At 52.7% G+C, this 12,337-nt stretch carries 13 protein-coding genes and 1 tRNA gene; 13 read left to right on the forward strand and 1 reads right to left on the reverse strand.

Features of this window, described 5'->3' with window-relative positions:
- Positions 1-3: 3 nt before the first annotated feature.
- The 6 genes from JNUCC32_RS05845 (at position 4) to JNUCC32_RS05870 (ending at position 7,183) form a co-directional block, all read left to right on the forward strand.
- Positions 4-1,110: a DUF58 domain-containing protein gene (locus tag JNUCC32_RS05845; RefSeq protein WP_192571347.1), complete on the forward strand. Its 1,107-nt coding sequence runs from the start codon at positions 4-6 to the stop codon at positions 1,108-1,110.
- Positions 1,107-2,411: a DUF4129 domain-containing protein gene (locus JNUCC32_RS05850; protein ID WP_192571348.1), complete on the forward strand. Its 1,305-nt coding sequence runs from the start codon at positions 1,107-1,109 to the stop codon at positions 2,409-2,411. The genes JNUCC32_RS05845 and JNUCC32_RS05850 overlap by 4 nt, the downstream gene beginning before the upstream one ends.
- A gap of 12 nt (positions 2,412-2,423) precedes the next feature.
- The gene (pulA, locus tag JNUCC32_RS05855; protein WP_192571349.1) at positions 2,424-4,376 is read left to right on the forward strand and encodes a type I pullulanase; all 1,953 of its coding nucleotides are present in this window, start codon (positions 2,424-2,426) and stop codon (positions 4,374-4,376) included.
- 100 nt (positions 4,377-4,476) lie between these two features.
- Positions 4,477-6,081, forward strand: coding sequence for an S-layer homology domain-containing protein (locus tag JNUCC32_RS05860; RefSeq protein ID WP_192571350.1), 1,605 nt, complete (start codon positions 4,477-4,479; stop codon positions 6,079-6,081).
- A 128-nt stretch (positions 6,082-6,209) separates the two neighbouring features.
- Positions 6,210-6,665, forward strand: a complete 456-nt coding sequence (locus JNUCC32_RS05865) for a RidA family protein (RefSeq protein WP_192571351.1) — start codon at positions 6,210-6,212, stop codon at positions 6,663-6,665.
- A 2-nt stretch (positions 6,666-6,667) separates the two neighbouring features.
- Positions 6,668-7,183 carry a GNAT family N-acetyltransferase gene (locus JNUCC32_RS05870; RefSeq protein ID WP_192571352.1) on the forward strand — a complete coding sequence of 172 codons (516 nt, stop codon included), beginning with the start codon at positions 6,668-6,670 and terminating at the stop codon, positions 7,181-7,183.
- A 43-nt stretch (positions 7,184-7,226) separates the two neighbouring features.
- Here the strand turns inward: JNUCC32_RS05870 and JNUCC32_RS05875 are convergent, their stop codons facing one another.
- Complete coding sequence (locus tag JNUCC32_RS05875) at positions 7,227-8,078, reverse strand: alpha/beta hydrolase family protein (RefSeq protein ID WP_192571353.1); 852 nt, start codon at positions 8,076-8,078, stop codon at positions 7,227-7,229.
- A 193-nt stretch (positions 8,079-8,271) separates the two neighbouring features.
- Here JNUCC32_RS05875 and JNUCC32_RS05880 point away from each other — a divergent pair.
- From JNUCC32_RS05880 to JNUCC32_RS05910, 7 genes are all read left to right on the forward strand, one after another.
- Positions 8,272-8,344: transfer RNA gene (locus JNUCC32_RS05880), tRNA-His, on the forward strand.
- 128 nt (positions 8,345-8,472) lie between these two features.
- Positions 8,473-8,733: a YqkE family protein gene (locus tag JNUCC32_RS05885; RefSeq protein ID WP_096774410.1), complete on the forward strand. Its 261-nt coding sequence runs from the start codon at positions 8,473-8,475 to the stop codon at positions 8,731-8,733.
- Positions 8,734-8,869: 136 nt separating this feature from the next.
- Positions 8,870-9,451, forward strand: a complete 582-nt coding sequence (locus JNUCC32_RS05890; protein ID WP_192571354.1) for an AAA family ATPase — start codon at positions 8,870-8,872, stop codon at positions 9,449-9,451.
- Positions 9,452-9,583: 132 nt separating this feature from the next.
- Entirely contained in the window at positions 9,584-10,303 is a 720-nt protein-coding gene (locus JNUCC32_RS05895) for a DsbA family oxidoreductase (protein WP_192571355.1), read from the forward strand.
- 104 nt (positions 10,304-10,407) lie between these two features.
- Complete coding sequence (locus tag JNUCC32_RS05900; RefSeq protein WP_192571356.1) at positions 10,408-11,235, forward strand: GNAT family N-acetyltransferase; 828 nt, start codon at positions 10,408-10,410, stop codon at positions 11,233-11,235.
- Positions 11,236-11,250: 15 nt separating this feature from the next.
- A complete protein-coding gene (locus JNUCC32_RS05905) occupies positions 11,251-11,850 on the forward strand; it encodes a DUF4269 domain-containing protein (RefSeq protein WP_192571357.1) in 600 nt (199 codons plus the stop codon).
- Positions 11,843-12,313, forward strand: a complete 471-nt coding sequence (locus JNUCC32_RS05910; RefSeq protein ID WP_192571358.1) for a DinB family protein — start codon at positions 11,843-11,845, stop codon at positions 12,311-12,313. Before JNUCC32_RS05905 ends, JNUCC32_RS05910 begins: the two co-directional genes overlap by 8 nt.
- Positions 12,314-12,337: the final 24 nt, after the last annotated feature.

The raw sequence follows: 12,337 nt of genomic DNA on the forward strand, positions 1-12,337 counted from the left end.
GCGATGGGAGCCTACTGGATATTGTTGATCGCTGCTGTAGTTGTAGTCGTGCAGGGCAAGATTTTCAAACGGACGGCACTCCAAAAGCTGAACTACAGCCGTTCCTTCAAGGTATCGACCTGCTATGAGGGAGATTCCGTGGAATTGATCGAAATCATCGAGAACCGTAAAGCGCTGCCGGTGCCCTGGCTTCGGGTAGAATCCCAGTTCCGCTCGGGTCTGGCGTTCGATAACCAATTGAACCTGGACATCAGCGAGGGGCAATTCAATCAGAACCATAAAAGCTTCTTCAGTCTGCTGCCGTGGACCAAGATTCTTCGAAGACATCGAATTACCGCGAAAAGAAGAGGTTTGTACAAGCTGGGAACGGTATCGATGACGACAGGGGATCTGGTCGGCATGGAGTCGGTTGTCCAGAGCAAGACCCTGTCCGGCGGAATTATCGTGTATCCGATGCCGATGGATGCGTCGGACATGGAGCTCCCGGTTCAGACCTGGATGGGGGAGATGCTGGTCCGCAGATGGATCATGGAGGATCCGTTCCTGATATCGGGCGTTCGCGAATATCGGGACGGTGATCCGCTGAAGGATATCCAATGGAAAGCGACTGCACGGACGGGAACCCTGCAGGTTCACAGGCGGGATACGACCGCGGACAGCCGGCTCTTCATCTATTTGAATATTGAAGATCATGAGCAGATGTGGAGCAAGGCAACGCGTCCGGAGGCCATTGAATATGGCATCCGCCTGGCTGCCGGCATTACGGCGCATTTATTGTCACAGGGCATGGAGATCGGGATGGGGACCAATGGAACCCTTGGCGAGGATTCAAGCGATGAAGCATTTGTTCCGGTCGCAGGCGGCATGATGCAGCAGGAGCTGATATTCGAAATGCTGGCCAGGCTGGAGCTGACCCGCCGGCTTTCTTTTCATGATTATTTGGCCCACGAGCTGTCGCGGCATGAAGAAGCTAAAGATATCCTCATTCTGAGCACTTACGTCAGTCCCAGGCTGGAAGAGATGTTTCAGCGATTCCGGGATAACGGGCACACGATCCAGGTATTCCTTCTCAGCGACGTGCCTTCTCCCGCGAAGGAGGAGTCCGCATGACCAGCCGAGGCTCCGGATTTATAAGGGCTTTTTTGCAGGGATTAGTGGAGTGTATATTGTATTTCCCGGTGCTCTTCATCCCGGCATTCTATCTGCTGCCTGAATCGTATCGATGGATATGGCCTGCACTGGTCTTAGGCGGGTACGTCCTGGGCTACGCAGGTGCACATTGGTTCAACATGGATCGTCAGTTCAAAGCGTTCGTATGGGCTTGCCTGGTTTCCGTTGCTGTATCCGTTGCCTTCGTAGGGGTTGATATCGCCCTTGCTTACGTTATTCCGCTGTTGTTTATTGCCAGTATTCGCGGAAGCCGGATGGAGCAGGTGAACTGGAATTTGATGTTCCCGGGAACATACTTCCTGATCGGGTTGATTCTGTACGGGGTCAGCAGCTTTTTTCTCGGTTTCATGGACTCCTTCCGCGGCGGAATATCGTCTCTGACCTGGATGGGAGCGGCTGCGTTAGGATTGACCCTGCTGATCGTCAACCGGCAATACGTGCTGGACGAAACGCTGCCAGGCAATGACCAGCCCGTGCTGGAACGGCGCGTGCTGCGCTACAATCGCTGGTTTATCCTCGTTTTGCTGATCCTTATTGCGCTGGTCGCTTTTCTTCCGCAGCTGCAGCAGTGGGTCTCCGATATGGCGAGGGGGATCGCCGCCTGGATCTCCGGATGGTTCAGCTCGGGTGCAGAGCAAGCGCCGGAGCCGCCTTCCATGTCGGAGCCTCCTCCCGAGATGCCGTTTCTCGATGAAGAAACCAAGCCGCCCAGCCAGTGGATGAAAGTTCTGGAGCAAGTGCTGATTTATGGCGTGTTCACCGTGATCGGGATCGGCATGCTATACGTTCTGTTCCGGTTTGGTAAAGTGCTGCCCAGCCTCTACAGAAAATTCTCCGCGTGGATGAACAGGATGATGAACAGGCAGAACGTCCAGCCCCAGCTGGGCTATGAGGACGAAGTGGAGAATATAGAGCATGACCCGGCATCCAAGCGGCTGCGACGGCTGTTGTCCGGCGTGCGTATCGGCGGAAGGCATCGGGAAGGAGAAGGTCCGGAACATCTGAATGAGAAAATCCGACAAATGTATCGTTTGATACTTTCCCGAAGCATCAGGGAAGGCTATAATTGGAAAGCGTCATTTACACCGCGGGAGACCGAAAACGATCTTAAGGAATGGGACGGACGGAAGGATCGCGTTCCGCAGTCCTTGATCGAGCTGTACGAGGAAGCCCGCTATGGAAACCGCGCCATTACGAAAGAAGAAGTGGAAGGACTGCAACTTGACCGGAAGCCTAAATGAGGAGTGAACATCTTGTCGGTACAAAAAGAAAGCAACGCTGTTATTCACTATGGGGATCCCGCGGTAACCGGGGGCGTCTCCGTTTTTGATAAGGAATTTGACAAGCTGTTTTATTATGACGGAACCGACCTAGGGTTAACCTACCAAGCCCAAGAATCCAAGTTTCGCCTGTGGGCACCCACGGCCACCGAGGCCTACGTGCTGCTGTACCCGGATTGGAAGACGTCAGAAGCCCGGCGTTTCCCGATGACGCGCGACGTGAAGGGAACCTGGCTGCTGAAAATAGAAGAGAATCTTCATGGGATGTTCTACACCTACCAGGTGCAAATCGGGGATCAATGGAATGAAGCAGTCGATCCCTACGCGGCTGCCGTAGGCGTCAATGGCGATCGGGCTTACATCGTGGATATGCCCCGGACCGACCCCGAGCGTTGGACAGACGAGAAGCCGCCGTTCCAAAGCCCGCTGGATGCCGTTATCTATGAACTGCATGTTCGTGATTACACCATTCATCCGGACAGCGGAGTGGAGTTTAAGGGCAAGTTTAAAGGCCTGACGGAGACGGGTACCCGGGGGCCGGGAGGGATTCGTACAGGACTTGATCATATCGTTGAGCTCGGGGCCACGCACGTGGAACTGCTGCCGATTTATGATTTTGCCACGGAAAGCGTGGATGAGACCAGGCTGCATGAGCCTCAGTACAACTGGGGGTACGACCCGAAGAACTATAATGCTCCTGAAGGCTCGTATGCTACCGATCCGTATGTGCCGGAGGTTCGGATCCGTGAATTGAAGGAGCTGATTCAGACCTTCCATGAACAAGGCCTGCGGGTCATCATGGACGTGGTGTATAACCACGTTTATGACGGGTATTTGGTCAACTTTACGAAGCTGGTGCCGGGATATTATCTCCGCTACACGAAAGACGGCAAATTCTCCAACGGATCCGGGTGCGGCAATGACACGGCATCCGAGCGTCCGATGATGCGGAAGTTCATTGTGGAATCCGTCCTGCATTGGGTGAAGGAGTATCGGGTGGACGGTTTCCGCTTTGACCTGATGGGATTACTGGATGTGCAGACGATGAATGAAATCCGTGCGCGCCTGGACGAAATCGATCCTTCCATCATGACGATCGGCGAAGGCTGGGTCATGAATACCGAGCTGGACGAGAAGAAACGGGCGAATCAGCAGCAAGCGGCCTTGATGCCGCGAATCGCGCACTTTAACGACGGTTTCCGTGATGCAGTTAAAGGGGATATCTTTCATTTTGATTATAAAGGCTTTGTGAGCGGCGGCGTCGGTTATCAAAGCAAGGTGAAGCAAGGCATCGTGGGCGGCATTCCGTATTCCCAAGATATCAAGGCGTTTGCTTCCGAGCCGGATCAGTGCGTGAATTATGTGGAGTGTCACGATAACCATACCCTTTGGGATAAAATCATGCTGTCTACGGATGGGGAGTCGGATGCCGTTCGCCGCGATATGCACCGGCTGTCATCGGCCATGATTCTTACCAGCCAAGGCATTCCTTTCCTGCACGCCGGCCAAGAGTATTATCGCTCCAAGAACGGTGTGGAGAACAGCTACAATGCCAGCGATGAGGTGAACCGGCTTGATTGGGGAATGGCATCGGAACACCAGGACGGGGTGAAGTACATCCAGCGGCTCGTTCAGCTGCGCAGGAATCATCCGGCGTTCAGAATGAGGGATGCCGCGTCGATCCGCAAGCATCTTCATTTCGAGCCGTGCCCGGAGCATGCCGTTGCTTTCACGCTTCGCGATCATGCGGGCGGCGACCCGGCAGAGCATATCTATGTGCTCTATTATGCCGGACGCAAACCGTCCTCCCTGACGATACCCGAGCTGGGCGATTGGAACGTTCTGTTTGGAGAAGAGCATGTGAAGGGATTGAGCCGGGATTCCCTTGTAGTCGAAGGTATAGGCGCGGTCGTTTTGACTTGTTAAATCCTTGACCGTTGCCCACATTCCCAAGAAATGCATAATGCCTGATTCTATCATCATCTGATATGCTGAGAATATCAGATGATAGAATCGAGGCGCCCCTTTGAAGAAATATATCCTGTCACTTTGTTTCCTTTTGTCATTTACAGCGTTTATAAGCCCCCTTCAGGCATCAGCAGCTCAAGCTCCTAGCCCGACCGCTTTTCACGATATTTCGTCCAGCTTTGCAAAAGACGCGATTTACCGTCTGGCCAAGCGAGGCATCGTAAGCGGGGATGGCACAGGAGCTTTTTTGCCGCGAAATCCGGTTACGCGGGCCGAATTTATCGCTATGGTTGCCAGAATGCTGAACATGGAGCCTGTTCCGAACGATCTGCCCGCCTTTCAGGACGTATCCCGTTCAGCTTGGTACTACGGCTGGGTTCATGCAGGCCTTAATTTATCCATCGTGGAGGGGAACGGCTACAAGTTCTTTCCGAATGCTTCGATAACAAGACAGGAAGCCGCGGTCATCGTAATTCGTGCCATGAAGGATAGTGGATACGATAACGGATATACCGCCGGCTACTATACGGATTCGGAATCGATCGCGGCATGGGCTTGGCGTGCGGTCGGCCAAGCGACGAATACAGGCTGGCTGCAAGGAAGCCAAGGCCAATTCAGACCGCTGGACCCGATCACCCGGGAAGAAACGGCGATGCTGCTGGACAGGGTCCTTCAATCGGGAAACGTGAAATCCATGATCGACAGCCAGCCGGCTGCGAATATTCATATGGGCTGGTTGTACAATGGCTCGACCAAGCAATATATCTCCTATGCCAAACGGGCCGGGTTGAATGTGCTGGTGCCGCGGTGGTATTACATGGAGTCTAACGGGAAGCTGTCGGACAGCACCGACATCGAGCTGCTGAATTGGGCACATAACAATGGCCGGCAGGTGTGGGCTATGGTGGGCAACCGCGCGAATGCGGAAGGAACCCACCAGGTTCTAAGCAGTCCGCAGTCACGGAAGTCTGTCGTAGACAGCATCGCTGCGAGCGTATCCCGCTACCGATTGGATGGGATCAATATCGATTTTGAGAACGTCATGCCTGAGGACAGGCAGAATCTGACGGCCTTCATCACGCAGTTATCCATGGAAATGAAACGGCTTGGAGCCAAGTTATCCATTGATGTTTCACCTGATCTGAATACGGATTGGACGGCTGCCTTCGATTATGCGGCGCTTGGCAGTCTAGTGGACTATATGGTGCTCATGAGTTATGACCAGCACTGGGGCGGTTCGCCGAAAGCGGGCTCCGTATCCTCGCTGCCATGGAGCGAATCCGCGCTGAGCAAGCTGCTGACCCAAGTGCCGGCTAAGAAGAGCATCATTGCGTATCCGCTCTATACGAGGGATTGGCAGATTGCTTCATCGGTGTCCTCGTCGGATATCAGTTTGATTGAACAGGGACATCGCATCCGTCTGACCCAGGCTTCCTTAACTTGGAATGCCAGCGTGGCGCAATATGAAGCAGCTTATAGCAGCAGAGGCATCCAGCATCGCATATGGACCGAGGATTCCCGCTCCCTGTCATGGAAACATCTCATGGCCGCCAAATACCGAATTGCCGGGTATGCCTATTGGTATCCGGGAGCAGAAACGACGGACGTGTGGCAGGCGATTGACAATGCGGAGCGTTACGCTTCGTATTCGTTCCGGATCTAAGAGCAGACAGGCTACATCCAAGACCAATCCCGATGAATGGGGTTGGTCTTTTTTTGCTTGTAAAACGGTTATTCCGTGATACAATAATTGAAATTTAATTTGAATGATTTTCCTGTAGGAGTGATCAAATGAACGTTTGTGCGGAGGAACGTTTACAGCAGCTGGGCATCAGCTTGCCAAAAGCCGGATCGCCGGCAGCCAAGTATGCCAACTACGTCATCGTGAACGGGTTGATGTATGTTTCCGGCAAGGGTCCATCCGGGCAGCCAAGGGGCAAATTGGGCGAGCATTACACAACGGAGCAGGGATACGAATATGCTCGGCTGACCGGAATCGAAGTCTTGGCCGTATTGAGGGAAGGCCTTGGATCGCTTGATAAAGTGAAGCGGGTGGTTAAGGTTCAGGGCTTCATTAACGCAACAACCGATTACGAAGAGCATCATATGGTGTTGAATGGATTCTCGGACTTGATGCTTGAGGTGTTCGGGGATCAAGGGATCCACGCCAGATCCGTATTCGGCGCGGTATCCTTGCGGGATCAGCTGCCTGTCATTGTGGATTCGATTTTTCAAGTGGAGGGATAGACTTGACGTTAGCATTAAGGGAGCTGCTGGAGAAGGAGGATGAGAGTCTGCTGTTTATGGTCCAGGAGATTGGCTCCGGCGAGAACGGCTTTGTTAACGGCTTAAATAGCAGCAGCATGGAGGAATTCTCCTCCAAGGTCCGTCGCAATTACGAAATGGCACGAAGCATCAATCTGCCGGATGAGTATGTTCCCCAGACGATTTATTGGCTGTATCATACCGGCAAGCCTGTAGGTTACGGCAAGCTCAGACACCGCTTGAATGAGAAGCTGTTGGAGTCAGGGGGGCATATCGGGTATGTCATCAGGCCGTCGGAGCGGGGGAAAGGATATGGCAAACAGATGCTGGCGGGGCTCGTTAAGAAAGCCTGTGAGAAGAACATAAGCCGGGTCCTTCTAACCTGCGATGAAACCAATCGGGCTTCCCGTCGCATCATAGAATGGAACCATGGGGTACTCAGTTCCATTGCGGACGGGAATTGCAAATACTGGATCGATACGGCCGCTAGGCTGGAATAGGGGTGTAGATACCGATCCTCATGAGCTTTAGATTAATTACGCCTTAACTTCGCTTCAACCAGTCGAACATCCGGTTGATCGCCGCGGCGTGCTGCAGCGGCGGGAAATGATGTCCCAGCCCTTCGTACAGGTGGGCTTCTGGCTGGTGTCCCAGTTCTTGAAGCTTGTCCAGCATCCGGAAGCTGTGTTCAACCAGGACCTGCTCGTCCCGAGTACCATGCACAATCAGGACCGGACATCGGATTCGATCCGCATAGTGAATCGGGGACCGAAGAAGGTATCGTTCCGGAAACTTGGTCGGCGTACCGCCAATGACGCGTTTCATCATTCTGCGCAGATCGATCCGTTCCTCGTAGGTCTGCGCCAGGTCGGAGACGCCGCTCCATAGAATCATTTTGGATACATGAGATGACCGGGCGGCTGCCACGGCAGCATTGATCGCCCCGCGGGAGAAGCCCAGCAGATGCATGCGGCTGTTGTCTATCCATGGAATGCGGGATAACCATTCCAAGGCGGTGATCACATCCATCGTATCGGCGCCCCCAAACTCATCCCTGCCCTCGCTGCCTTCGTTTCCGCGATAGGCCGGAGCAAACACGGCATAGCCTTGCGCCGCGAATTCTTCGACCCATTTCAACCTGACCGCGCCGATCCGGCCTATGCCTCCGCGGCAATACAAGACCAGCGGCAGCTTCGGTTCTATCGACCCGGAGGCCCCTTCCGGAACAGGGTCCTTATACAAGGAGCATGCAAGCGTGCCGGTTACCGTAACGCCGGGTATGGCGTCGACCGTTTCGGACATCTCCTGGCTGCGATTAAGGGACAATTGCGGCGGCAGACCCAGATATCCTTTCACATGCAATCCCTCTGAGACGTAATCGATATGATAGATCATGAATGTCTTACCCCCTATGCTGAATCATCATGTTGTAGCGTATGTGGACTCTTGGTCAGACGACGGAGTTCAAGTAAGTATAGTATTTACTCGTCGTTGAAATCAAGGGGCGATGTAAGAAATTACAATTTGCCAAACGGCTGAATATCTGATATATTATGATCTCGGGCATGATGATATGTCCATTGTCATGGCGGTCGTGGCGAAGGGGTTAACGCACCGGATTGTGGCTCCGGCATTCGTGGGTTCAAGTCCCATCGATCGCCCTTAAGTAAGTATACATAACGAGAAGGAGAGCCGAGAGGCTCTCCTTTTTTGTAAATCCTCTTCAATAGATACGGATGTCAGACGACATTTAAGATGGTATAATGGATTGAAATCGAGGTGAGTATTTATGGCAAAAAAGAAACGAACGTCCCCGGCGCCGCGGACGGAAACTGCCGATAGACCCGCAACGCTAAAAGATATGCTGGACCCTCAAGTTTTGGCAAAGCTGAAGGCGACAACCGAGTCCTTAAAGGCCTCTGAAGCCGAGCGGCTGGAGAAGGAGCGGCAGGAACGGGAAGCTGCACGCAAGGCGGAACAGAAGCGCCGCGATAACGATTTTGAATATCTGCTGGAACACAGCGAGATGGATTGGAAAAAGTACAAATGACAGGCGGCGGCAAGCTGTCTGTTTTTTAATATAGACATCAGATAAGGATAGGTTTAAAAAACCTGGCCTATCTGGTAATGCAATATAAACGACTGAAGTCTACACAGTGAACCAAATGCGGAGGAAGAACGAGAACATGAATCATGGCCGTGCTATAAGGATCGGGATTGGCGGGGGGACGGGCAGCGGCAAAACGACGCTAAGCCTCCAACTCAAGGAGAAGCTTGTCGAGTATCGGGTGGCGCTCTTTCATATGGACAAATATTATAAGTCCGTCAGACCTATGTCTAAAGCGCCCTTTACGAATACAATCTTTGAGGATTTTAACCATCCGGACGCCGTCAACATCCAGCGTCTGACCGATGAGATAGAACAAGCCGCCCGTTGCGGTGACCATGATGTCATCGTCATTGAAGGGTTTCTTTTGTATCAATTCGAGGATCTTCGAAACTCCCTGGATCTGAAGCTGTTCGTCGACTGTCCCGCGGATGAAAGAATGCTTCGCAGAAACCGGCGGTTCATGGAGAAGGGTCATCGCGAGGAAAGCGTGATACAGGAATATTTGCAGCTTGTGCGATACAGGCATGATCAATATGTCGAGCCTACCCGTTGGCATGCGGATTTGGTGATGAACGGCTCCCTGGAGGGGAAGCTTGGCTGTGCGGTCGTGATGAACTGGATTCAGGCCAGGATACAAGATAGCAGGAAGCATCGCTGAAGGCTGTTTACCGTGTGCTCATATCATGGATTACCGTGCAGCATTGCCGTTTTCATATGTAGTGTTGATATCAGGGCGAAAGCGGGTTACAATTAGTAAGTTAGTATTCCTGCTCGCTAGGAGGCGAATTAAATGAAAGTTGAAATTTGGTCGGATTTTATGTGTCCGTTCTGTTATATTGGAAAGCGCCGGTTCGAATCGGCATTGGAGCAGTTCCCTCATAAGGATCAGGTTGAAGTGGTATATCGCAGCTTTGAGCTTGATCCGAATGCGTCGTATAAGCCCGGGGTGTCCATGGACGAGTTATTGGCGGCGAAATACGGCATGAGCAAAGAGCAGGCCAAGGCAGCTAATGCCAACGTGACTCAACAAGCGGCCAGTGTTGGACTTACCTACCACATGGACCGCGTGATCCCTGCCAATTCATTTGATGCTCACCGACTGGTTCATTTTGCTGCGCAGCATGGTAAAATGAAAGACATGACGGAGCGGCTGTTCCGCGCCTATTTCACGGATGCCGAGAATCTGGAAGATAAGAACCTGCTCGCCGATCTGGCGGCGGAGGTCGGACTGGAGCGGGAGCAGGCTATGGCGGTGCTTGAAAGCGATGCTTTCCAATCCGAGGTACGCGCAGATGAAGCCGCAGCGACGAATCTTGGAATTCGGGGAGTGCCGTTCTTCGTGCTCGGAGGCAAATATGCCGTGTCCGGCGCACAACCGCTGGAAGTTTTCACGGATGCACTGGACAAAGCCTATCGTGAAGCGAATCCCCTGGTCATGGTGAACGAGTCCGACAGCAACGACGGCATGTGTGCCGACGGATCTTGCGATCTGCCGGGCAGCGCGAAATAAACCATACACAGCAAGCCTAGAGCCCGAAGCATCCGTACACGATCTTCGGGCTCTATTTATCACGGATCTTTAAAAATTGAATACATAATGCATAGGAGGTAACCATGCCGCATCTTCCATCCGAGGAGCTAATCCATCGCATTCAGCGTTCGGAAACGGAGTATATGTATGATCGAATGCAAGCCATCGAAGGGCGGACCGGAAATCCCGAAGGGATCGAGATGGTTCGTTTCGGCCAAGCGCTGTGCTTGTACAGCAAAACGATGCCTTGGCTTTCTTTTAACACGGTCAAAGGACTCCGTTCGGAGAATCTGAAGGATCTGGACGCGATCATCGACTTCTATCAATCGCGGGACCGCAAATTCCAGTTCGAGATCGTGCCCGCCATGGTGAATCAGGCATTGCTCTCGGCGCTTGCCGATCGCGGATTCTTCCAATCCGCCTTTCATAATTCCATGTATATGAACCCGCAAGAACTGGTGGAGATGCCGGATCACGGAATTGTGATCAAAAGAATAGACAAAGACGAGTTTGAAGATTATGCTAAAGTTCATTGCCTGGGAACAGGACTGCCGGTGCAAGGGATCCCATCCGTAGCATTGAACAATCGCGTATTGCATGCAAGGCCGGGCTGGAGGTTCTATATGGCTTATGTGGATGAGCAGCCGGCTGCGGCCGGTGTCATGCATATGAACCATTCCACGGCTTCGCTTACATTTGCCGCTACGCTGCCGGAATACCGTCGACGGGGGCTGCATCAGGAGCTGCTTCGCAGAAGAATACGGGACGCGAAGCGGGAGGGGTGCAATCTGGTTGTCGGTCAATGCGCCTTCTTATCCCAGAGCCATCGCGACATGGAAGCCGTCGGCATGAAGCTGGGCTATGTCCGGACGACCTGGACCGAGCGTCAACCTGAAAGTTCAGCGGAATAGGGCAGGTGGGAAGCGATGCAAGCAGAGTCGGATTTTTTAAACCTGGAGTATTTACGTGAAGGCACGGCCAAGCAGAGGCAGGCAGCTTCGGTCATAGATGAACTGGAACTATGGGAGCATTTGAAATCCTGCAGTCCTATATTGGTGGGCACGATCCCTATAGGGATTGACATCGCTTCAAGCGATCTCGATATCATATGTCATGTGACGGAGTTTGACCGGTTCGAGCGAGAACTCAGAGCGTCATACGACCGACTTGTTTCGGATTTCACATACTCTTTCCGAAGTGTGGGGAACGTAGAGCGAGCAGTAGCGCGATTTCGGTACAAAGGCTGGGAATTCGAGATTTTTGCCCAGCCGGTGCCTTCCGTGAAGCAGAATGGCTACCGCCATATGGTAGTGGAATACAAGCTGTTGAAGCGGCTCGGCGAAGCTGCAAGAGAAACCATCATTGAGCTGAAGAAGGCGGGGTATAAGACGGAACCTGCCTTTGCGAAGCTGCTGCATTTACCGGGCGATCCTTATGAGGAGCTGCTGGAGATGTATCGCTGGCCGGAGGCTCGACTGGACGCTTATATCAAATCATATATGGACAAGGAGAATGTATATGAATGACAAACAGCAGCTGTTAAACGAGTATTCGGAATGGATCGGCAAGGTGAAGGAGTTCGGTGTCCTGGATGAGGACTATTGGAATTCCCCGATTGCGGATGGGAAATGGACCGTGCGCGATGTGGTGTGCCATATCATGCGATGGGATGAGTATTTTTTTAATGAGGCTATCGCCAAAATCTCAACGGGAGATGCATTGACCGTCCGGCATCTGGATTATGACGCCTTCAATGAGGAGGCCAAGCAATATGCCAAAACGTTATCGACGGAAGCGCTGGTGGACCGGACGATAACCGCAAGGGAACAGCTGATTCGGACCATTGAAGCGTTGCCGGAAACGAAGTATGAGGAGCGGTACGCGGACGGAGACGGACATCCCTTTGAAGTGGCGCAATTTATGCGGGATTTCATCTGGCACGATAATCACCATCTGGCTCAGCTGAATCAGGTGCTGCAAGTCGGTTAGGACAAGCAATACTTAGCGGAAATG

The organism is Paenibacillus sp. JNUCC32 (assembly GCF_014863545.1).
Taxonomy (GTDB): Bacteria; Bacillota; Bacilli; order Paenibacillales; family Paenibacillaceae; genus Paenibacillus_AQ; species Paenibacillus_AQ lautus_A.

What these genes read in the sequence shown, in the direction of transcription:
- JNUCC32_RS05890 (WP_192571354.1), top strand. Translation starts at nt 8,870, where the DNA reads ATGAATCATGGCCGTGCTATAAGGATCGGGATTGGCGGGGGGACGGGC.
- JNUCC32_RS05900 (WP_192571356.1), top strand. Translation starts at nt 10,408, where the DNA reads ATGCCGCATCTTCCATCCGAGGAGCTAATCCATCGCATTCAGCGTTCG.
- JNUCC32_RS05850 (WP_192571348.1), top strand. Translation starts at nt 1,107, where the DNA reads ATGACCAGCCGAGGCTCCGGATTTATAAGGGCTTTTTTGCAGGGATTA.
- JNUCC32_RS05905 (WP_192571357.1), top strand. Translation starts at nt 11,251, where the DNA reads ATGCAAGCAGAGTCGGATTTTTTAAACCTGGAGTATTTACGTGAAGGC.
- JNUCC32_RS05845 (WP_192571347.1), top strand. Translation starts at nt 4, where the DNA reads ATGGGAGCCTACTGGATATTGTTGATCGCTGCTGTAGTTGTAGTCGTG.
- JNUCC32_RS05875 (WP_192571353.1), bottom strand. Translation starts at nt 8,078, where the DNA reads ATGATCTATCATATCGATTACGTCTCAGAGGGATTGCATGTGAAAGGA.
- JNUCC32_RS05895 (WP_192571355.1), top strand. Translation starts at nt 9,584, where the DNA reads ATGAAAGTTGAAATTTGGTCGGATTTTATGTGTCCGTTCTGTTATATT.
- JNUCC32_RS05865 (WP_192571351.1), top strand. Translation starts at nt 6,210, where the DNA reads ATGAACGTTTGTGCGGAGGAACGTTTACAGCAGCTGGGCATCAGCTTG.
- JNUCC32_RS05885 (WP_096774410.1), top strand. Translation starts at nt 8,473, where the DNA reads ATGGCAAAAAAGAAACGAACGTCCCCGGCGCCGCGGACGGAAACTGCC.
- JNUCC32_RS05910 (WP_192571358.1), top strand. Translation starts at nt 11,843, where the DNA reads ATGAATGACAAACAGCAGCTGTTAAACGAGTATTCGGAATGGATCGGC.